This is a genomic window from Streptococcus australis ATCC 700641 (genome assembly GCF_000186465.1).
Lineage (GTDB): Bacteria > Bacillota > Bacilli > Lactobacillales > Streptococcaceae > Streptococcus > Streptococcus australis.
Window position 1 is genome coordinate 124870 of the sequence record NZ_GL636091.1, and the last position, 21097, is coordinate 145966.

Annotated in this window: 21 protein-coding genes, 1 tRNA gene, 1 other RNA gene and 1 pseudogene; 11 read left to right on the forward strand and 13 right to left on the reverse strand. The window is 44.5% G+C overall.

Features of this window, described 5'->3' with window-relative positions; translation table 11 throughout:
- The first annotated feature begins 84 nt into the window (after positions 1-84).
- The 4 genes from HMPREF9421_RS00600 (at position 85) to tpx (ending at position 3173) form a co-directional block, all read left to right on the forward strand.
- Positions 85-807 (forward strand): metal ABC transporter ATP-binding protein, encoded by a 723-nt coding sequence (locus tag HMPREF9421_RS00600; RefSeq protein WP_006595067.1) that lies wholly within the window; start codon positions 85-87, stop codon positions 805-807.
- Positions 804-1646: a metal ABC transporter permease gene (locus HMPREF9421_RS00605; RefSeq protein ID WP_006595068.1), complete on the forward strand. Its 843-nt coding sequence runs from the start codon at positions 804-806 to the stop codon at positions 1644-1646. The genes HMPREF9421_RS00600 and HMPREF9421_RS00605 overlap by 4 nt, the downstream gene beginning before the upstream one ends.
- 11 nt (positions 1647-1657) lie before the next feature.
- Entirely contained in the window at positions 1658-2590 is a 933-nt protein-coding gene (locus HMPREF9421_RS00610) for a metal ABC transporter substrate-binding protein (RefSeq protein WP_006595069.1), read from the forward strand.
- Positions 2591-2678: 88 nt separating this feature from the next.
- Positions 2679-3173, forward strand: coding sequence for a thiol peroxidase (tpx, locus tag HMPREF9421_RS00615; protein WP_040802778.1), 495 nt, complete (start codon positions 2679-2681; stop codon positions 3171-3173).
- Between the two features lie 107 nt (positions 3174-3280).
- Here tpx and HMPREF9421_RS00620 read toward each other — a convergent pair whose 3' ends face one another.
- Positions 3281-4306, reverse strand: coding sequence for a DUF3114 domain-containing protein (locus HMPREF9421_RS00620; RefSeq protein WP_006596962.1), 1026 nt, complete (start codon positions 4304-4306; stop codon positions 3281-3283).
- A 140-nt stretch (positions 4307-4446) separates the two neighbouring features.
- Between HMPREF9421_RS00620 and HMPREF9421_RS00625 the strand changes: the two genes are divergently transcribed.
- Positions 4447-5100, forward strand: coding sequence for a metal-dependent transcriptional regulator (locus HMPREF9421_RS00625; RefSeq protein WP_006595072.1), 654 nt, complete (start codon positions 4447-4449; stop codon positions 5098-5100).
- A 293-nt stretch (positions 5101-5393) separates the two neighbouring features.
- Here the strand turns inward: HMPREF9421_RS00625 and dtd are convergent, their stop codons facing one another.
- Both dtd and HMPREF9421_RS00635 read right to left on the reverse strand, forming a co-directional pair.
- Positions 5394-5837 carry a D-aminoacyl-tRNA deacylase gene (gene dtd, locus HMPREF9421_RS00630; protein WP_006595073.1) on the reverse strand — a complete coding sequence of 148 codons (444 nt, stop codon included), beginning with the start codon at positions 5835-5837 and terminating at the stop codon, positions 5394-5396.
- Between the two features lie 372 nt (positions 5838-6209).
- A complete protein-coding gene (locus HMPREF9421_RS00635; protein ID WP_006595074.1) occupies positions 6210-8429 on the reverse strand; it encodes a RelA/SpoT family protein in 2220 nt (739 codons plus the stop codon).
- A 261-nt stretch (positions 8430-8690) separates the two neighbouring features.
- Here HMPREF9421_RS00635 and HMPREF9421_RS00640 point away from each other — a divergent pair, with 261 nt between their 5' ends.
- Positions 8691-11159, forward strand: a complete 2469-nt coding sequence (locus HMPREF9421_RS00640; RefSeq protein WP_006595076.1) for a bifunctional 2',3'-cyclic-nucleotide 2'-phosphodiesterase/3'-nucleotidase — start codon at positions 8691-8693, stop codon at positions 11157-11159.
- A gap of 39 nt (positions 11160-11198) precedes the next feature.
- On the opposite strand, the gene HMPREF9421_RS00645 is transcribed toward HMPREF9421_RS00640, so the two are convergent.
- The 7 genes from HMPREF9421_RS00645 to HMPREF9421_RS00675 all read right to left on the reverse strand — a co-directional run bounded on the left by HMPREF9421_RS00645 (position 11199) and on the right by HMPREF9421_RS00675 (position 16113).
- The gene (locus tag HMPREF9421_RS00645; protein WP_006595077.1) at positions 11199-11948 is read right to left on the reverse strand and encodes a 16S rRNA (uracil(1498)-N(3))-methyltransferase; all 750 of its coding nucleotides are present in this window, start codon (positions 11946-11948) and stop codon (positions 11199-11201) included.
- 1 nt (position 11949) lies between these two features.
- Positions 11950-12900, reverse strand: a complete 951-nt coding sequence (gene prmA, locus HMPREF9421_RS00650) for a 50S ribosomal protein L11 methyltransferase (RefSeq protein ID WP_111674426.1) — start codon at positions 12898-12900, stop codon at positions 11950-11952.
- Positions 12901-13037: 137 nt separating this feature from the next.
- Positions 13038-13511: a GNAT family N-acetyltransferase gene (locus HMPREF9421_RS00655; RefSeq protein ID WP_006595079.1), complete on the reverse strand. Its 474-nt coding sequence runs from the start codon at positions 13509-13511 to the stop codon at positions 13038-13040.
- On the reverse strand, positions 13508-13942 hold the full coding sequence (locus HMPREF9421_RS00660; RefSeq protein ID WP_006595080.1) for an NUDIX hydrolase: 435 nt from the start codon (positions 13940-13942) through the stop codon (positions 13508-13510). Before HMPREF9421_RS00660 ends, HMPREF9421_RS00655 begins: the two co-directional genes overlap by 4 nt.
- 49 nt (positions 13943-13991) lie before the next feature.
- On the reverse strand, positions 13992-14534 hold the full coding sequence (locus HMPREF9421_RS00665) for a hypothetical protein (RefSeq protein WP_006595081.1): 543 nt from the start codon (positions 14532-14534) through the stop codon (positions 13992-13994).
- Positions 14535-14557: 23 nt separating this feature from the next.
- Entirely contained in the window at positions 14558-15625 is a 1068-nt protein-coding gene (locus HMPREF9421_RS00670) for a site-2 protease family protein (protein ID WP_006595082.1), read from the reverse strand.
- A 17-nt stretch (positions 15626-15642) separates the two neighbouring features.
- Positions 15643-16113, reverse strand: coding sequence for a DUF3013 family protein (locus HMPREF9421_RS00675; protein WP_006596958.1), 471 nt, complete (start codon positions 16111-16113; stop codon positions 15643-15645).
- 114 nt (positions 16114-16227) lie between these two features.
- Between HMPREF9421_RS00675 and HMPREF9421_RS00680 the strand changes: the two genes are divergently transcribed.
- The 3 genes from HMPREF9421_RS00680 to HMPREF9421_RS00685 all read left to right on the forward strand — a co-directional run bounded on the left by HMPREF9421_RS00680 (position 16228) and on the right by HMPREF9421_RS00685 (position 17834).
- On the forward strand, positions 16228-17499 hold the full coding sequence (locus tag HMPREF9421_RS00680) for a replication-associated recombination protein A (protein ID WP_006595084.1): 1272 nt from the start codon (positions 16228-16230) through the stop codon (positions 17497-17499).
- 66 nt (positions 17500-17565) lie between these two features.
- Positions 17566-17759, forward strand: a non-coding RNA gene (ssrS, locus tag HMPREF9421_RS11170) — 6S RNA.
- Between the two features lie 2 nt (positions 17760-17761).
- A tRNA-Lys gene (locus HMPREF9421_RS00685) sits at positions 17762-17834 on the forward strand.
- Positions 17835-17920: 86 nt separating this feature from the next.
- On the opposite strand, the gene HMPREF9421_RS11115 is transcribed toward HMPREF9421_RS00685, so the two are convergent.
- From HMPREF9421_RS11115 to HMPREF9421_RS11125, 3 genes are all read right to left on the reverse strand, one after another.
- On the reverse strand, positions 17921-18313 hold the full coding sequence (locus HMPREF9421_RS11115; RefSeq protein ID WP_006595085.1) for a tyrosine-type recombinase/integrase: 393 nt from the start codon (positions 18311-18313) through the stop codon (positions 17921-17923).
- A 99-nt stretch (positions 18314-18412) separates the two neighbouring features.
- On the reverse strand, positions 18413-19216 hold the full coding sequence (locus HMPREF9421_RS11120; protein ID WP_006596966.1) for a hypothetical protein: 804 nt from the start codon (positions 19214-19216) through the stop codon (positions 18413-18415).
- Between the two features lie 45 nt (positions 19217-19261).
- Positions 19262-19444, reverse strand: a complete 183-nt coding sequence (locus tag HMPREF9421_RS11125) for a hypothetical protein (RefSeq protein WP_003009863.1) — start codon at positions 19442-19444, stop codon at positions 19262-19264.
- 207 nt (positions 19445-19651) lie between these two features.
- Here HMPREF9421_RS11125 and HMPREF9421_RS00705 point away from each other — a divergent pair, with 207 nt between their 5' ends.
- Both HMPREF9421_RS00705 and HMPREF9421_RS00710 read left to right on the forward strand, forming a co-directional pair.
- Positions 19652-20164 carry a helix-turn-helix domain-containing protein gene (locus HMPREF9421_RS00705; RefSeq protein WP_002919839.1) on the forward strand — a complete coding sequence of 171 codons (513 nt, stop codon included), beginning with the start codon at positions 19652-19654 and terminating at the stop codon, positions 20162-20164.
- Between the two features lie 218 nt (positions 20165-20382).
- A pseudogene (locus tag HMPREF9421_RS00710) lies at positions 20383-20899 on the forward strand (HdeD family acid-resistance protein).
- Positions 20900-21097 lie beyond the last annotated feature (198 nt).

The following is a 21097-nucleotide window of genomic DNA, read 5'->3' on the forward strand; positions in this document are numbered from 1 at the left end:
CAAAAGATTTAATCTAAATTATTTTAAAAATTAACTTGACTTAATTTTTTCATTCATGTATATTAATAGTAAAGGAGTAAAATCATGATTCAAATTGAACATCTAAGTGTTGCTTACCAGCAAACACTGGCCTTGGAGGATCTTTCCCTCACCATCCAGGGTCCAACCATCCTAGGCATTCTTGGACCCAACGGAGCTGGAAAATCAACCCTGATCAAGGCCATGCTAGGACTTCTCCCTCATTCGGGAAAGGTCCAGCTCGATCAAAAAGACCTCGGCCAAGTTCTTCAACGAGTGGCCTACGTCGAACAGAAATCCGCTATTGATTTCCACTTCCCCATCACGGTGCGGGAGTGTGTCTCGCTGGGCCTCTACCCCCATCTTTCTATCTTCAAGCGAAAAAGCAAAGAGGATCTGAAAAAAGTGGAAAATGCCTTGAAACTTGTCAATCTTCTTGATCTAGCGGATCGCCAGATCGGCCAACTATCGGGAGGGCAATTCCAACGAGTGCTGATTGCCCGCTGCTTGGTCCAAGAAGCAGATGTCATCTTTTTGGATGAGCCCTTCGCAGGGATTGACTCTGTCAGCGAAGACATCATCATGCAGACCCTCCAGACCTTGAAAAAAGAAGGCAAGACCATTCTGATCGTCCATCACGATCTGAGCAAGGTCCCAGCTTATTTTGACCAGGTCCTCCTCCTTCACCGCAAGCTGATCGCTTTTGGGAAAACAGAGGAAACCTTTACCAAGGAGAATCTGCATGTAGCCTATGGGCATGAACTCTTTATAGGAGGTGGCGTCGGATGATTACAGAATTTATCGATGGGTTACAGCAATTCCACTTCTTACAAAATGCCCTGATCACAGCTATTGCCATCGGCATTGTCGCTGGAGCTGTCGGATGCTTCATCATTTTGCGAGGCATGTCTCTCATGGGAGATGCCATCTCGCACGCGGTCCTTCCGGGGGTAGCTCTGTCCTTTATCCTGGGCATCAATTTCTTTATTGGCGCCATTGCCTTTGGGCTTTTAGCCTCCATCCTCATCACCTATATCAAGAGCAACTCCATCATCAAGAGCGACACTGCGATTGGGATTACCTTTTCTTCTTTCCTCGCCTTAGGAGTCATTCTGATCGGAGTCGCTAAAAGTTCTACCGACCTTTTCCACATCCTCTTTGGAAATATCTTGGCCGTGCAAGACCAGGATATGTGGGTGACCATCGGTGTTGGAGTGGCAGTCTTACTGGTGATTGTCCTGCTCTTTCGTCCCCTACTGCTCACTTCTTTTGATCCTGTTCTGGCTCAATCCATGGGCGTCCGGGTCAAACTCTATCACTACCTGCTCATGGTGCTCTTGACCTTGGTTTCTGTCACTGCCATGCAGAGTGTCGGGACCATTCTCATCGTCGCCATGCTCATCACACCCGCTGCGACAGCCTATCTCTATGCCAATAGCCTCTGGTCCATGATGCTCCTTTCATCCGGATTAGGTGCTCTAGCTTCTATCCTGGGACTCTTTATTGGCTACAGTTTCAACATCGCCGTCGGGTCTTGTATTGTCCTCACTTCTGCTGTCTTCTTTCTCATCAGCTTCTTTATCGCTCCTAAGCAGAGAAAGAACAAGCACGCTCTTTCGCCTCATTAAAGGAGAAACACATGAAAAAAATCGCTTCTGTCCTTGCTCTCTTTGTGGCGCTCTTATTTGGTCTTATGGCCTGTAGCAAAGACTCTTCTTCCAAGTCCTCATCTGATAAATTGAAAGTCGTCACCACCAACTCCATCCTCGCAGATATCACTAAAAATATCGCTGGGGACAAAATCGAGCTCCACAGTATTGTCCCTGTCGGTCAAGATCCCCACGAGTACGAACCACTCCCAGAAGATGTCAAAAAAACTTCACAAGCAGACCTGATCTTCTACAATGGGATCAACCTCGAAACGGGTGGCAATGCTTGGTTTACCAAGTTGGTCAAAAATGCCAATAAAGTAGAAAACAAGGATTATTTCGCAGTGAGCGAGGGAGTCGACGTCATCTACCTAGAAGGTCAAAACCAAGCTGGAAAAGAAGACCCTCACGCTTGGCTCAATCTCGAAAACGGGATCATCTATGCTAAAAACATTGCTAAACAATTGATCGCCAAAGATCCAAAAAATAAGGACTTCTACGAAAAAAATCTAGCAGCCTATACTGAAAAACTTAGCAAGCTGGATCAAGAAGCCAAGCAAGCATTCAATAACATCCCAGCAGATAAGAAGATGATCGTAACCAGCGAAGGTTGCTTCAAGTACTTCTCCAAAGCCTACGGCGTCCCATCTGCCTATATCTGGGAAATCAACACCGAAGTAGAAGGGACACCCGAACAAATCAAAACGCTGGTAGAGAAATTGCGTCAAACCAAGGTGCCGTCTCTCTTTGTTGAATCCAGTGTCGATGAACGTCCTATGAAAACTGTCTCTAAAGATACCAATATCCCGATCTTTTCAAAAATCTTTACTGACTCGATCGCCAAAGAAGGCGAAGAAGGCGACAGCTACTACAGCATGATGAAATGGAATTTGGAGAAAATCGCAGAAGGTTTGAACAAATAAGTCTCTAAAGCTGATTAGATTCTCAAACAAATCAGTGGCTCTTCCCCCTTCATTAATGTACAATGAAAAGAAAAAAGGAGTCTTTGCTATGACAACATTTTTAGGAAACCCTGTTACCTTTACCGGATCTCAACTCCAAGTTGGCGATACCGCCCACGACTTTTCACTGACTACGCCAAACTTGGAGAAAAAATCTTTGGCTGATTTTGCTGGGAAGAAAAAAGTCCTCAGCGTGATCCCATCCATTGACACAGGCATCTGTTCCACTCAAACACGTCACTTCAACCAGGCCCTCTCTGACATGGAGGACACTGTGGTCTTGACCGTCTCTGTCGACCTTCCTTTCGCTCAAGGCAAATGGTGTGCTGCTGAAGGGATCGAAAATGCCATCATGCTCTCAGACTACTTCGACCATTCCTTCGGAAAAGCCTATGGCCTCTTGATCAATGAATGGCACTTGCTCGCACGCGCTGTCTTGGTCCTAGATGCGGATAACAAGGTCACATACGTTGAATACCTCGACAACATCAACAGTGAGCCCAATTACGACGCCGCAATCGAAGCTGTCAAAGCACTTGATTAAACGAAAAAGAGGTCTACGACCTCTTTTCTATATTTACAAAATTCGTTCAGAGACTTTCCTTAGGTGAGTTTCTAAGAGGCCTTTTTCTTCAATCCGAAAGAGGACTACTATAAAATCCGATGGAGTCCATTCTGGAAGAGGACTCGCCAGCGTAAGCGTGGGATTCCTCTGAGGAAGCGCCGCACACGCTTTGCTACTTGTTGCTTGTAGCTCTTGCCTCCTTGTGCAAAGGTTCCCTTCCGGCTCCAGTATCCTTCAATACTACGATCATTCTTCGGAGCGAGATAGCGAACACCTTGCTGATAGAGGACTTTCTTACGAAATGGCGGATCCCAAGGTTTGACGGGATCGATATCCAAGTCCTTATGGGTTCGGCCTCTAGCTAAGCCATAGTTGAAACTGGCTCCATTGACAATGCCATTTTCAGAAATCTGATTCGGATCCACTTCGTTGAGAAACTGGCCACCCTGATCCAGGATGTACTCTGTATGGAAGTTGAGCAAGATCTTGAAGTTCAACTGGGCCTGGGCACGAGATGGGAAAGCGAGCTGTCCGTCTTGATCCACATAGACCTTATTATGGAGACGAGCCGCTGCATAAGCATCGATTTTAATTCCTTTTGTCTCCTGTAAGTAAGCTTGTAGCGCCTCTTCATCAGTCTGTCCAGTTTTGGCATAATGCTCCCGAATCCACTGGGTCTGGTAGGCAGAGAGCAGATAGCGGAACTGGTGGATCTGGCGTTTTAAGAGCTGATCTCCTGCTTTGCTGGCTAATGAATCCTGAGCAAACGCTACTTGGACCACTCTTGAAAAAGAGGACCAAAAAGGTGAATGAGGTGGGCAAGCTGGCCAGAACCGCTTCAGTAAGAAGGCGGTCTCCTCACAGGTTCCCGATAAATCCCGTGGCATGAGACAGAGGTGCATGATCCCTCTTAAGAGGGCCTGGGCACGGCCTTCCGTCAATCCTTGCAGTTCTCTCTGCCACATCTCTTGGAAAAGAGGGCTGGCAAAGACAAAGACAGAGCGGTAACAGTCTTGCCTTCTTGCTTCATCTTCGCAAGACTGCAGTCGTTTTTCTAAGTAGCTGAGACCTCTGGTCGTCCAGCCCAGTTTTTCTAATTCCCGTCGCTTCATCTGCCCCCTCCTTTCCATATTGTTTTCGGTTTATGCTTCTATACTATCATCTTTCGCCCTCCCAGACAATTCCTATCCACTGGCCAAGCCATTTTGCGCTTTTTTTGATATACTAGAAGGAGCGAAGAAAAGAGGACCCTATGACACCAAATAAAGAAGATTACCTCAAGTGCATCTATGAAATCGGCACGCAACATGAAAAAATTAGTAACAAAGAGATTGCGGCCCGGATGCAGGTTTCGCCTCCAGCCGTGACTGAGATGGTCAAGCGAATGATCTCGGAGAATCTCCTCATCAAGGATAAGACCCACGGCTATCTGCTTACCGAGCTCGGCCTTCAAACAGTTTCCGATCTCTTTCGCAAGCACCGATTGATTGAAGTGTTCTTGCTCAAAAAACTGGGCTATACAACTGAAGAAGTCCATGAAGAGGCTGAGGTGCTCGAGCATACTGTCTCCGACCGCTTTATCGATAAACTTGACCAGATGTTAGACACTCCTAGGACCTGCCCCCACGGAGGAACTATTCCACCTAAAGGACAACTCCTCATCGAGGCTTACCAGGACCGTTTGAGTGATGTCAGCGAACTGGGAACCTATCGTTTGCGAAGAGTCCAGGATAGCTTTGAATTGCTGAATTTTTTAGACCAGATCCAACTGACCATTGGAGATGACATTCTCTTCAAAGGATACGACGATTACACTGGCCTCTATAAGCTCCAGATTAAAGACCAAGACATCCAGATCAATCATCTGATTGCCCAACAACTTTACATAGAAAAACATGCCCTCTGATTAAGAGCATGTCAGATTGAAGAAATAGTATTCCTAGAAACTTTCCTTAGGTGAGTACGGACGTCAGCGAACTTCTACGAAGTTCCATGACTTAGTTTTGAACCTAAGGTTTCAAAACTCCCAAGTGCTTGAAACAACAATGTTTCAAGCATTTTTCTCACGGCGGAAAGTTTCGGATTTACTTCGACAACTCAAAGTAATATAAGGATTTTTTTGAAAAGTTATCCAGCTATCCTAAGTAAAAAGTAATTTGTCTACATTCAAACAAGCCCTTTAATCAAGGGCTTGTTTTTCTATGGATTTTTCGTATTGAGGATGATAGTCACTGGGCCATCATTAATGAGTTCGATTGCCATTTCTGCAGCGAAGATCCCACGTTTGACAGGGACTTCCTTTTCTAACAAATCATTGAAGTCATCGTAGAGCTGGCTGGCCATCTCTGGATTGGCTGCCCCGATAAAGGCTGGACGATTGCCTTTTTTTGTCTGGGCAAAGAGGGTAAACTGCGAAACAGATAGGATTTCCCCTTGAATATCCTTGACAGATAAGTTCATCTTCCCTTCTTCATCCGAGAAAATCCGCATTTGCGTGACCTTCCGCACCGCGTACTCCAAATCCTTCTGGTCATCCTCAGGTCCCACTCCCACTAAGAGCAGAAGCCCTTCTTGAATCTGACTATAGACTTGACCATCAATAGAAACCGAGGCCCTTTTGACCCGTTGAATCACTAATTTCATCTTATTATCCTATTTAAACAATCTATTGGGCTCACCACTAAGCTTCAAAGAACATCGACTTCAAACAAGACGATGAAAAGCAGGCAACTATTTTAAAAAACAGAGGCTATTCAGTTGCTTTTAGGGCAAGGCAGCGAGACGAAGACAGCACTGAAGTACGGCGAGGCGAGCTAACGAAGCAATAAAAGAGTTCTGACCACGCTCCTCAATCTTCAAAGAAAATCGACATCAGATAAGGCAGTGAGACGCAGGCAGACTATCCGAAAACCAAAGGCTGTTCAGTTGCTTTTAGGGCAAGGCAGCGAGACGAAGACAGTACTGAAGTACGGCGAGGCGAGCTAACGAAGCAATAAAAGATAACTGAGCAGCCGACTAGCCGTTGGTACGCTTAACAGAGTATACCTCCGGCACACTCTTAATCTTATCCACAACCGTTGTCAACATAGACAGGTTTGGAATCCCGAAGGAAATGTGGATATTGGCAAATTTCATATCTTTGGTTGGTTGGGCATTGACAGTTGAGATCATCTTAGCCGTATTAGAGAGGACTTGAAGGACATCATTGAGAAGGCCTGCACGGTTGAGGCCGTAGATATCGATATGGGCGATGTAATCCTTGGTCGTGTTATTGTCTTCCCACTCGACGTCGATCAAGCGTTGCTCGTAGTTGTCTTGGGCCCGCAGATTCATACAGTCTTGACGGTGAATGGCAACCCCACGTCCTTTGGTAATGTAACCGACAATTGTATCTCCTGGGACGGGATTGCAACACTTGGCAATCCGGATCAAGAGACCAGAAGCCCCTTGGATGACCACGCCACCTTCATGGCGGACCTTGAGGGTGTCTTTTTTGTTTTCAACCTTGACTTCTCCACCTTTGACCAGCTCTTCAGCTTCTGCACGCGCCTTAGCCTTTTCCTCTTCTCGACGCTCTTCCTCCGTCAAACGATTAAAGACAGAGATGGCTCCGATTTCTCCAAAACCGATGGCCGCAAACAAGGCCTCTTCGGTCTTGTAGCTGGTCTTTTGCAAGACCTTGTCCATGTGCTTCTTATCCATGAACTTGTTGGCAATCATATCATGCTCATGGAATTGGGCCATGAGCAACTCTCGTCCACGGTTGATCGAGAGTTCCTTGTCTTGGTTCTTAAAGAATTGGCGGATCTTATTGCGGGCCTTGCTGGTCTTGACGATATTGAGCCAGTCACGACTTGGTCCAAATGAATTTGGATTGGTGATGATTTCAACCTGGTCACCCGTTTTCAGCTTGGTAGTCAAAGGAACCATACGGCCATTAACCTTGGCACCAGTCGCTTTTTCCCCGATCTTGGTATGAATCTCATAGGCAAAATCAATCGGTCCAGAATCCTTTGGAAGAGAACGAACCGCTCCATCTGGGGTAAAGACATAAATCTCTTCTGCCAGATAGTTTTCTTTGACAGTATCAACAAATTCCTTGGCATCATCCGCCTGGTCTTGGAGTTCCATCATCTCCTTGATCCAGTTCATCCCAATAGCCGATTCTTTGCTGTTGACTTGGCCCTTGATTCCTTTCTTATAAGCCCAGTGTGCCGCAACCCCGTACTCAGCAACCTCGTGCATTTCCTTGGTACGGATCTGGAACTCGATAGGACCTTTTGGACCGTAGACAGTGGTATGGATGGACTGGTAACCATTGGCCTTCCGATTGGCGATGTAGTCCTTGAAACGGCCTGGCATGGGCTTCCAGAGCTCGTGGATATAGCCCAGCATAGCATAGACATCGCTCGGTGATTCCAGGATACAGCGAATGGCAATCAAATCATAGATTTCATCAAAGCGTTTCTTCTTATCCTGCATCTTGCGGTAGATGGAGTAGATATGCTTAGGACGACCATAGATTTTCCCATAGAGGTGGCGTTCTGCCGCATAGGACTCGATCTTTTGGACAACTTCTTCTACCAAGGCTTCCCGCTCGCGACGCTTCTCCTTCATCATATGGGAAATTTTGTAGAACTCGACTTCATTCAGATAACGGAAGGATAGATCTTCCAATTCCCACTTGACGCTGGAAATCCCGAGACGGTGGGCTAGCGGTGCATAGATTTCCATGGTTTCTTGAGAAATCCGCTCTTGCTTGTCCTTGCGTAAATGCTTCAAAGTCCGCATGTTGTGCAAGCGGTCTGCTAGCTTGACCAAAATGACACGGATATCTTGAGACATGGCCATGAGCATCTTGCGGTGGTTCTCTGCCAACTGCTCTTCATGGGACTTGTATTTGACCTTCCCGAGCTTGGTCACTCCATCAACAATCACTCGGACATCATGTCCAAATTCGCGTTCTAGATCATCTAGGGTCGCGTCTGTATCCTCGACAACGTCGTGCAAAAAACCACAGGCAACTGTCACAGCATCCAACTTCAATTTTGCCAAAATGCCGGCAACTTGAATAGGGTGGATGATATAGGGTTCACCTGATTTACGGAATTGCCCACTATGGCAGTCGACTGCATAAAGGAGAGCTTTTTCTACAAATGCAACATCCTCTCCCGACAAGTATTTTTTGGTAAGGGCAATAACCTGGCCCCCTGTTAAAGGTTCTTCTTTCGGCATCTAGTTTTCTCCACTTTCTTGCCTTCTATTCTATCACTTTTAGCCGTATATGAAAACTAGTCCGATTGACTTTCATGCTATTTGAGGAGCTTTCCAGCACTATCAGCCAGAAATCCCGAACGTAGGATCCCTTTTTATACAAATACTCCATTTTTTATAAAAAATTCATTAATTTGTAATATATAAAAAATAAGAAAACGAATATATTCTGAACAAAATAGGATATAATAGAAAGATATCATTTTATTTAGGAGGACAACCATGTCATCATTCCGTAAACAGGCTGCCCTATTCAGCCTTGCTGCTGCTTTCTTGGCAACGACTACTGCCCAGGCAGATGAAGCGACAAGCTCAAACTCGACTGATTCGTCAGCAACTGCTGTTACAGAGGCCGCAACTCCTGCCTCTCCTGCGACTAGCTCTGAAGCAAGCACTAGCAATAACACTCCGACTGCTAGCGGAGAAGCCGCTGCTACAGCAAGCGAAGCGACTCCAGCGGCACCTCAAAATAGTGCCAGTGACGCAAAAGCGACCGCTCCAGTTGAGGGGCAAGAAGTCGATGTCCGCATCCTTGCGACAACGGACCTTCATACCAACTTGGTCAACTATGACTACTACCAAGACAAACCAGCGCAAAACGTTGGTCTAGCAAAAACAGCTGTCTTGATCGAAGATGCGAAGAAAGAAAATAGCAACGTCCTCCTCGTTGATAATGGAGATACTATCCAAGGAACTCCTCTTGGTACCTACAAGGCCATCGTCAATCCCATCAAAGACGGTGAGCAACACCCTATGTATGCGGCTCTTCAAAAATTAGGCTTTGATGCAGGAACCCTTGGAAACCACGAATTCAACTACGGACTAGATTACCTTAAAAAGGTCATCTCTACTGCCGGCATGCCGATCGTCAATGCCAACGTCGTGGATCCAAAGACTGGTGCCTTTGTCTACGATCCCTATAAGATTATCAAAAAGACCTATACTGACAAAAACGGTCGTCCAGTCGATGTCAATATCGGGGTAACAGGCATCGTCCCTCCACAAATCCTCAGCTGGGACAAGGCTAACCTCGAAGGCAAGGTAAAGGTCAATGACTCTGTCGAAGCCATCCAAGCCATCATCCCAGAAATGCGCAAAGCTGGAGCGGATGTTGTCCTCGTTCTTTCTCACTCTGGTATCGGAGATGACAAGTACGAAAAAGGCGAAGAAAACGAAGGTTACCAAATTGCCAGCCTCCCAGGTGTTGATGCAGTTGTAACTGGTCACTCACACGCTGAATTCCCAAGCGGAAATGGAACTGGCTTCTACGAAAAATATGCTGGCGTTGACGGGGTAAACGGTAAAATCAACGGAACACCGGTTACCATGGCTGGAAAATACGGCGACCACCTTGGGGTGATCGACCTCAACCTGCGCTACACAGACGGCAAATGGTCTGTTGTCGGAAGCAAGGCTGCCATCCGCAAGATCGATACCAAATCACAAGTAGCCGACGAGCGCATCACCGCTATCGCTAAGGAATCTCACGAAGGTACAGTTAAATATGTCCGCCAACAAGTCGGAACCACTTCTGCTCCGATTACTAGCTACTTTGCCCTTGTGAAAGACGATCCATCTATCCAAATCGTGAATAACGCACAAATTTGGTATGCTAAGAAGGAATTGGCAGGAACTCCTGAAGCCAACCTTCCAATCCTTTCTGCTGCCGCACCATTTAAGGCGGGTACCCGTGGGGATGCTACTGCCTATACGGATATCCCAGCTGGCCCAATCGCCATCAAGAACGTCGCTGACCTTTATCTCTATGATAATGTCACTGCCATCCTCAAGGTGACCGGTGCGCAACTCAAGGAATGGTTGGAAATGTCTGCTGGTCAATTCAACACGATCGACCCAACTAGCAAAGAGCCTCAACAGCTTGTCAACCCTAACTACCGGACCTACAACTTTGACGTCATCGACGGGGTGACCTACGAGTTTGACGTGACCCAGCCAAATAAATACGACCGCGAAGGAAAAACAGCTAACCCCGATGCTAGCCGTGTCCGCAACTTGAAATACCAAGGCAAGGAAGTAACTGCGGATCAAGAATTTATCGTTGTGACCAACAACTACCGGGCAAACGGAAAATTCCCAGGCGTTCGCGATGCTAGCCTGAACCAACTCCTCGGATTGGAAAACCGCCAAGCTATCATTAACTACATCTTGGAAGAAAAGAATATCAACCCAAGTGCAGACGGAAACTGGCGCTTTACAAGCAGTATCAAGGATGCAGACGTTCGCTTCTTGACTGCTGACAAAGCTAAGGATCTGGTTGGTAAAGACGGAGATGTCGTCTACCTTGAACCATCTAAACAAGAAGGATTTGGGGAATACCGCTTTGTTTATGTGAAACCAAAAGTAGAGCCTGAAACAAAACCAGAAGAACCAACAAGTCCTGAAATAGGAAAAAATCCATTTATCTTTGTACCGAACCATCAGAAACCGGCACAAGATGAAACCATCACCTTGTCTCATAGCCAACAAACCATTACCCTTCCTGCTCCAAGTCAAGAAGGAGCTCTCCCTGTAGAAGTTCGCCAAGAAACTGCTAAGCCAGTAGTCACTTCTTCTATCATCGAAAAAGCCTTGCCAGAAACTGGCCAACGTGCTTCTATCATGGCCCTTGTCGGATTGGTGATGACCGGTCTTGGCTTCCTTCTCCCATCTCGTAAGAAAGAAGAAAACTAATTCTTTCCTACTCTAAAAATTAACGCGTGAAGATTACCTTCACGCGTTTTTCATTAATTCTGTGACAACACTCACTGCGCTGAGAGCATAGAGTGGGGCAGTTTCTGCACGGAGAATCCGAGGGCCAAGGCCTGCAAGGGCTGCTCCTTTAGCTTCAAAACTTTCAATTTCAGCAGGTGAGAGACCTCCTTCTGGACCAAAGATAAAGAGAACCTTGCTCCCTTTTTCAAGACCACTTACAGCTTGTACAAGAGCAGCGCTTTCGCCTTCTTTGGCCGACTCTTCATAGGCCACCACGATACGGTCAAACTGGTCGAGTTGGGCTAGAAAGTCTGCTTTTTTCTCAAAAAGGGTAATACTTGGAACGAAGTTACGCTTGCTTTGCTCTGCTGCTCCAAGGGCGATTTTTTCTAGTTTCTCGACCTTTTTGCCCAATTTCTTGCCGTCCCATTTGGCGACTGACCAGTCTGCAGGAAAGGCCCAAATTTGGCTAGCACCAAGCTCCGTCACTTTTTGAGTGATGAACTCCAGCTTGTCTCCCTTGGGAAAGCCTGATGCGATGGCCACGTGGATCGGCAGTTCCACATTGTCAGTCAATTCCTCGATTATCTCCAACTGACGGGCTTCTACATTGACCACGCGCGCCAAGCGCTTGATCCCATCATCAAAAACTAAAGTCACCTCATCATCTTCTTTCAAGCGCATGACCTGAAACATGTGCTTGCTAGTTTCCTTGTCCTCGATAGTGACAGGTGAGCTAGCCAAACCTTTTACAAAATACTGCTGCATGCTAGCCTCCAATCACACCGGAGACATCCTTGGTCTTCTTGAAGACACAGGCATTCCATTCCCCTTGGATCATGTGGGTTTCAAGGAAAAATCCAGCTGCTTCTGCTGACTCACGGACCATGTCCCACTTGTCCTTGATAATGCCACTCATGATGAGGTAACCTTCATCCTTGACCAAACGATAAGCATCGTCTGTCAGATGGATGAGAATATCTGCCAAGATGTTGGCCACGATGATATCTGCCTCAATCTCCACCCCCTTAAGCAAATCACCTGGGGCTACATGGATATTTTCCATGCCAGGGTTGAGCTCAATATTTTCCTGAGCGACCCGAACTGCCACATCATCCAAGTCATAGGCGAAGATTTCCTTGGCACCTAGAAGTGAGCTAGCAATGGAAAGAACCCCTGAACCTGTCCCCACATCCAGCACTGTTTCGCCACCACGAAGGACCTGTTCCAAGGCAAAAAGGCTCATCTTGGTTGTTGGATGGGTCCCTGTCCCAAAGGCCATACCAGGATCCAGCTTGATAATCTTTTCTCCCGCTGTTGCCTCATAATCCGTCCATGACGGCACAATGGTCAAATCATGGGTAATGCGAGCAGGTTCATAGTATTTCTTCCAGTTGTCGGCCCAGTCTTCCTCAGCCAAGGCAGACGTCCCCATCTTGACCTCTCCCAGATCCATAAAGTCGGTCAATTCTGCTAAGCGAGCCTGCAAGTCAGCCTCAACCACTGCTACATCAACCGTATCCGGATAGTAGGCCGTGACCACGATTTCTTCTTGTTGCTCGACCTCAGGGAAAATCTCACCGAAGCGGTCCACATTTCCAACATAGTCCATGCTATCTTCAATTGCTACCCCTTGGGCACCTAACTCAATCAAGAGATTAGAAACCAACTCCTCTCCTTCACGCTTAACTGTAACTTTTAACTCTTGCCATGTTTCCATCATTAAGATACCAAGCCCGTAAAACACAAAGCCAAAATAGGAAACTCTCTGAAGACGTTTGTGTCTAAGAGAAGTTTATCTTTTTGGCACAGTGTTTAGGGCGGGTTCAGTTTAGAAATTTAACCGAACCATCCTTTCTATTTCTCTATCAATTTTTTCATGTAGACCATATCCATGCCTTCTTTTTCAGGCTCGATATGGGTTTGATGGTAGCCATTCTTCTCGTAGAAGGCGACCATGCCTGCATCCTGTAACACCGTACACAAATCCCATTGTCTAACGGTTGAAAATTCCTCTTCTAGCAAGCGTAATCCTTCAGATCCATACCCTTTTCCCTGATACGGAGGCAGAATCGCTGCGGTCCCCAACCAAGCTTCCGTTAACTCTTCATTGGTATGAATTCGTAAAAAACCAATCTTCTCTTCGTTTTCTTTCACAAAGTAGTAATAGCTATAGGGTCGCTCAACTAATTTCCATTTAATTCGCTCGCGATCTTCTAGATAGGGATCATATTCATCTTTGTATTTGTCATAGACTGCCTTAAAACTGGCTCTTTGAATGGCAATAATGGTTTCTAAATCCTCTGCTCCTGCTTTCTCAAGTGTTATCATAAACTTTTCTCCACATAATCTCTCACTCGTTCTTGTAATTGGGGAACGACCCGATCTGACGCCAAAAACTCTTCAAGTCTCACTAACTTATAGCCCTGTCCCTCGTCTCCAAAGACAATACTGTCAAACTGTTCCTGTGTCAATTTCCCAACTAAAAAGACGGAGTTTTTGTTCTCATCTAACATGCTGGGGTAGATCCAAGACCAAATCATGTCATCTTTCGACAGTTGGATAGTCAATTCTTCATAGACTTCACGCGCTGCACACTCGAAAGGACTCTCGTCCCCTTCACGACCACCACCTGGCAAGTCCCACAGATTAGGCCAAGGAATGGTTGGTTTGTCATCGCGTAAGATGGTCAAAATTCGCCCATCACAAATCAAAGCAATCTTACAACCCGTAAAATTCAAGTGTTTATCCAATAATTCCATGATGATGACCTTTTCTTATCATAACTACTACTCTATAGAAAACCCCTAGCTAGCTTTCTTCGATTACTTTTTGGCACTCTGCATCCCAGTACGCCTGCCATCTACCATGTTTTTTAGCAAAATAAACGGTAAACTCATCATTTACATAATCTGCAACATATCGAAGATTAGGCGGATTTTCCTCACCATTTAATATCCAAGGATGGAAGTAAAATGTCCTTTCCCATCTCTTCTGAGTATAGCCGAGATCCTTGGCATACTGAGGGATGGGTTGTTGCATCTCACTTTCCAAATAGGACTGAATGGCATTGTCAAAACTATTCAAACGAGCTAATAGTTGCTTAAACTGATCTTCCTCCTCAATTTTGAAATCACCTATGAACTCAAATTCTGCAAAGTCTATAGAAAATTCAAATAATGTGATTTTACCATCCTCAACATAGTGCCCATCTTCATCAACACAACAACGAGTTCCTGACTTCAATACTCGCTCAAAATCTAAATCCGCAAAGCGATTGCGGGGAAGGATCGACTCACGTTCTTGAGATTTTTGGGATTTTTTACTAAATAACCGCTTAAATTTCTGAAGCATCGGACAGCTCCCTTTCCTATTTCTCAGCTCACCTGAGTCTCTTCTTCCTGTATGGCTTGTTCCAACTCATCTAACCACTGCTGGTAATAAGCTTTCTCATCCCGCAGCATGAGGCTCACATCCATCTTCTGTCTGGCAAGCTTGACCGCCTTGTGTGTCTGGGACAAATCCTTCTTGACCTTAAATTGATACCAGGCTTGGACCGCCTGTATATTGGTCAATTTCATCGACAAAAAAGACTTGACTCGTCGAATGGTCGCGTATTCCTCTGCTTTCTCATGATCACCTTCCAACAAGGCGATATGCAGTAGGGACAACTGGGAGGCCGTTTGAATCATCGGATTATCTGTCCTCTTCAGTAAAGCCTGAAAGTGCTCCTTAGCCGCCTCTCGATCGCCCTCTAAGACTTCTCCCTGAAGGGCTAAGGCACCCTCCACAAAGCCTCCTCGCGCCTCCTCAGGGACAGGCCCAACAAAGTCTTTTAGGTCGTAGTCTTCTGGCGCTAGCAGGGTCTGAGCAGAATGGCGCAGTCCTAGATAAGCATAGGTTACATTTTCAGGATGGCGCATCAATTCTAACATTTTGGCTCCATCTGTAATCCCAAGGGGGAGAACATTGGCCAAAATGAAGGAGAGATTGAGACAAATCCAAGTGCCTGCAAAATACCAACTCTGTGTCAGAACTCCAAAGAGGATGGATAAGATGAGTAAGGTCAAATGAACCAATATCCCACCTGAAAGCATCAAGACCATTCGTTGGTCACTTTCATCCTCTTTTAGTCCAATATACTGGGCACCGACATTTTTCAGAATTGCCGTGCGACTAAGACGAAACTTTCCTGCTTTTTTAGTCAGGAGGAAACTTCCCAAGCCTAAAGCGACGAGGCGATAACCCGTCAGATAGCCACAGAAAGCATGCCCCAGTTCATGAAGAATGAAAATGAGATACATGCTACCGAAAGTGAAGAGATAGCCCGGTACAAAAACCAGTTGAAAGCCTAAATCCGTAAAGGCGATCGTCCCCAAGACAAAAGCACCCATCAAGAGAAGAAAGGACAGGCCGTAAACCAGGTAGGTCCCAATTTTTTTCATAAACTCTCCCACTATTCCTAATATCTCGGATAAGGGTAAAAGGTGCTTTCTTCCAGGCCGACTTTTCCTTCTTCAAAGACTTCTTGGTTCCAGACGATCTCAAAGCTCTCTGCTTCTTCGTCTGCTAAGAAATCCATGAGGTCATCCAAGGCCAGCTCGGCTGTATCTTTGAGGAAGGTCGCAAAATAAGCTAGAAACTCCCGAGACAAGCCTTTTTTCGGTTCATAAGGAATCGCTGTTAAATAGGCATCTTCCTCCATATGAGACTTGGCTGGATTGTAGAAGATAACAGCTTCTTCAAAGAAGATATCCTCGTCAGACTCTTCCCCCGACTCATCGACCAAGGCAACCCCTCCTGTGTTTTGTACTTCTAAGAGAAAAGCCACTTCTACTGCATGATTCTTCTTATCCCAATTGATCTCAAAGTCAAAGGGAAAGACCTTTTCCATTTCCTCTTCTAAAACATCCAAAAATCCATATTTAGACATCATGTCCTCTTTCTAATTTCCCACTCTTAGAGCGGAATATGATACAATAGTTACTACAATCTTACCATAAAAACTGCCTCTTTTAAAGGAGACAAAGCTAGAAAGGAGACCCTTATGCCGGACAATCTCGCCCTGCGCATGCGCCCCAAAACCATCGACCAGGTCATCGGACAAGAACACCTGGTCGGGGAGGGAAAAATCATCCGCCGCATGGTGGAGGCCAATCGTCTCTCGTCCATGATTCTCTTTGGCCCACCAGGGATTGGCAAGACCAGTATTGCTTCTGCTATCGCAGGCACAACCAAGTATGCCTTTCGGACCTTCAATGCAACCGTCGACAGCAAAAAACGCCTGCAAGAGATCGCAGAGGAAGCCAAGTTTTCAGGTGGCTTAGTCCTGCTTTTGGATGAGATCCATCGCCTCGATAAAACCAAACAAGATTTTCTCCTGCCTTTGCTCGAGAGCGGTCTGGTCATCATGATCGGCGCAACGACTGAGAATCCTTTCTTCTCCGTGACGCCTGCCATTCGCAGTCGGGTACAGATTTTTGAGTTGGAACCCTTGACCAATGAGCAGGTCAAAGAGGCGATCCAGTTGGCGCTGAGCGACTCTGAGCGGGGCTTTGACTTTCCTGTTACCCTTGACGAGGATGCCTTGGATTTCATCGCCACTTCGACCAATGGAGACCTGCGTTCTGCCTATAACTCTCTCGATTTAGCCGTCCTCTCTACCAAGGAAGGGGAGGATGGCGTTCGCCACATCAGTCTCGAGATCATGGAGAACAGTCTCCAGCGTAGCTACATCACCATGGACAAAGATGGAGACGGCCACTATGATGTGCTCTCTGCCCTGCAAAAGTCTATCCGTGGTTCGGATGTCGATGCCAGCCTCCACTACGCCGCACGCTTGATTGAAGCGGGAGATCTCCCCAGCTTAGCCCGTCGCTTGACGGTCATTGCCTACGAAGATATCGGCCTAGCTAATCCAGAAGCGCAGATCCATACGGTGACAGCCCTTCAGGCAGCGGAGCGCATCGGATTCCCCGAAGCCCGCATCCTCATCGCCAACATCGTCATCGACCTGGCCCTTTCACCCAAGTCCAACTCAGCCTACGTCGCCATGGACAAGGCTTTGGCTGACCTCCGTAAGTCGGGCAATCTTCCCATCCCTCGCCATTTACGGGATGGCCACTATGCCGGAAGCAAGACCTTGGGAAATGCCCAAGACTACAAATACCCCCACAATTATCCTGGTAATTGGGTCCAACAGGACTACCTGCCAGACAAGCTGAAGGGCACCTCTTATTTCACTCCCAATGAAAATGGCAAATACGAGCGAGCCCTAGGGGCGACAAAAGAGAAGATTGATCAACTCAAGAAAAGGTGATATCGGTTCCAAAAAATTGAGATTTTCCCTTGAAATTTTTTTGAAATATGGTATCATATACATATAGAAACGCTGTGGTGTACGACTTCACACTTAAGTGTTGACCGACTATTTTTTGTATTATTAGGGAAACAAAGGACTTCTAACAGCATGCAGGCCGTATCACGCGGAAGCAGCTTCAGTTAGAGCAAGTTGCCCACCTGCTTAATTGCGCGGGTTCAATACAAACCGTGAAGTTTCGGCACCAATACAGCTTTTTTTTGCCTCCTTAGCTCAGTTGGTAGAGCAGTAGACTCTTAATCTATGGGTCGCAGGTTCGAGCCCTGCAGGGGGCATCAAACTTCAACAGTAAAAGCCTTGATAACCAAGGCTTTTTTGCTTGTCTTAAGAGCATTTGCCCCATCATTTGCCCCACATTTTTTTATGAGCAATCTTTCCAGACATCTCTAATTTGATTAAATTCTTCAAAAATTTTCTCTTCTAAAGTGTGTCCATATACTTCTACTAACATTGAAATATCTTTATGCCCTAGAATTTTTGCAATAACTCCAAGGTCAAATCCTTTGTGCCAGAGGTAGCTTCCATAGGTATGACGTGCTCCTTTTGTCGTGATAATTGGATAAATATCTAATTCATTTAAAAGAACACTCAAAGCTTTATTGACACTTGCAATGTCTGGTACCAAGTGAATATATCCATAATGCTGAAAAATCATTTTATACCTATTCTTGATTCCCAGCTCTTTATTAGCCTTCTCTTGTTCAATTTTTAGGACTTGTAATATCTTAATACATTCTTCGTCTATCGGTACCATCCGAATAGACGTTTTGTTTTTTGGAGGGACAAATTTATGAGAAAGGGTATTAAACCTCCTATATGTTTTTAGCAGTCCTCTGTCAAAGTCAACTTCATTCTAAGTTAACGCTATTAACTCTCCAAACCTCATGCCTGTTTTTAATAGAAAATAGACGATATAAGGAACAATTGAGCGTTGGTAATCAAATTTTCTCTTTACTGCTAAAAGTAAATCCAGATAGTCCTTTTCTGTATGTAAATATTTCTCTTCTGTCATCTGTTGTTCTTTGGATGAAAATAACTCGACATGTTGTGTAAAATCATCTATTAGAACTTTGTCGGCAATTGCCATTTGGATGCTCTGATGAATCCCAGTATTCAATCTACCAAGAAAATTTCTACCAACTGTTTGTCCATACTTATTCATAATTCTTTGGTATTCACTCGCACGAATTTGAGTGACTTTTTTATTTCCAAATAATCTTTCAATTGTGTTTTTACGGAGAAGATATTTTTTCTTTGTCTCTTCCGACCTACTACTCGGTAGAATTTTTAGTTCAAGCCATTCTTGATATAGATCGACAAGAGAAATATCTCTAGAAATTCTTTTTCCTAAACGAAGTTCTTGCAGAATCGGTTCAGCTTCTGACTCTGCAAGTTTTTTTGTTTTAAAACCGCTATTATGAGCAACAGTTTTTCCTTCGTTACGAATTTCATAGGTCCATAAGTTATCATGTATTTCAAATGAGTCAACTCTTGTACTTATTGCCTGTTTCAGATTTTTGAAAATTCGTCTTAGGGAACCAGTGTCTGTATCCCAGATAACCGTTAATCTATCAATACTGACATCTAACCTCTGTACTAATTCTCCTACATCACATCGTTCTTGAATGCTTCTTAAATCTTGTATAGAAACCAACAAAATTGTCCCCCCTTCTTTTAGATTTTTTAGGCCTCAGAAACACCGTCAAATCAACGTTTGCTCGTTCCGTCGTTCTTTGGGCGTTGCCCTAAGTGTACCTTTTTGCTGGCTGTTAGAATAGCCAGCTTTTGCTTGGCTAGAAATTGTCTGGACGGCAGTCTGCAGGACTTCGCCTGACTTCCCGTCAGGCTCGTCCCTTGTCCTTGTCCACACAATTTCTAGCTCCAAGGCTTCGAATAGTCATAAGTCATCGTCTTGTCCTCAACTTCCTCCCCACTCACCAATCCTAAACTTACGAGCTATTTTGTATTATTTATAACTTATTTATAAGTTATAAATATATTTTATAAAAAATATTTTAATTAGTCAACTAAAAACTTGATTTGTAAGTTTATAGGTGATAAAATAAGTTAAAAATAAAAATAGGAGTTTCCCATGACCTTTATTATTCAAAATTTTGGACCCAATTTGGCACGACTACGCATAGAAAAAGGAGTAAGCCAAACTCAACTAGCTGAAGATTTAGGAATCGGTAAACAGTCCATCTCTGATTACGAAAAACAAAAAAGCTATCCTACCTTTGCAAATTTGGATAAGATAGCAGAATATTTTAATGCAACTCCAACCCAACTCTTTGGAACTAGTAAAGAGATTGAGTTAGAAAAGAGTGTTCTTGAATCTAATGAATACTCTGATAAAGTAAGTGAGATTTTAAAAGCTGTCAAATACATCGAAGATTTTCTAGAAACTGATGGACAGTACTTAGAGGATTTACTTTACCTAACAAGAGGCAACCAACTATACACAGAAGATGGAGATGAGTTGTATATTGATCCAACTTCTCAGAAAAGAACACTTCATAACCAATATGAACCTGGTTTTATTGTAGCAAGGGATAAATCTCCACTAGAACTCTTAATTGAAAATAAGGAATTGTTTGATAAATAGAAAAAGCGAGGATAACCTCGCTTCAGATTGAAGTTAAAATCTTTAGAAGACACTTTTATAAGGACTTTGTCTTCAATCTGTGAAAAGGAGTGAAAACTCCTTTTCTTTTTGTAAGTCAGACTGAAACTTCCAAATTGTTTATTTATTTTATTGACATTTTCTATAAAAATAAGTATAATAGTTTTATTAGCAAACTATACTATATAGGGGGTATTGAAATGAAATTTTCTAATCGTTTACTGCTATTCCTTGCAGGAGTTGTTTTTGTCCTTTTTAGGACTTTTCCTATTTACAAACCCAGTAGCTAATCTTGTTGCTTACAGCTGGTGGATTTCATTTGGTTTACTGGTTTCTTCTATAGCAGCTATTTTAGGCTATTTCTCTGCACCAAAAGAGCTTCGCTCACCTGTTTATCTTTTCCAAGGATTTGTTAGTCTTCTCTTAGCTCTTTACCTCGTTGCTTATGGCTTTGTGACCCTGCCGGTCGTCATTCCGACCATTGTAGGAATTTGGTTAATTGTAGAAGCCATTATTGCTTTCTTTAAAGGCAATCGTCTAAGATTGATTTTCCCTATTATTGGTAGCAATATCATGTGGGTAGCCTTGCTTGAATTTTTACTAGGTCTAGTGATTCTGTTCAATCCAGTGGCTACAGGTGTCTTTGTCGTTTATGTCATTGCCTTTTCATTTTTAGTTACTGGCTTCACCTACATTATTGAGGCCTTTCGTAAATAGTCTAGTTGCTATTTCTATCGCATTCAAAAAAGCTGGGAAATCATATTCTCAGCTTTTTCGTCTCTTTAATTATCACTTTTTCGCATTCCATTCTACGTAGAAATTTGTTTTTCCATTTTATTCTCCAATTTGATCTCGCACTGACATTTATTTATAACAAAACTATATATCTAGAATAGCATAATCATTAGGTATTAT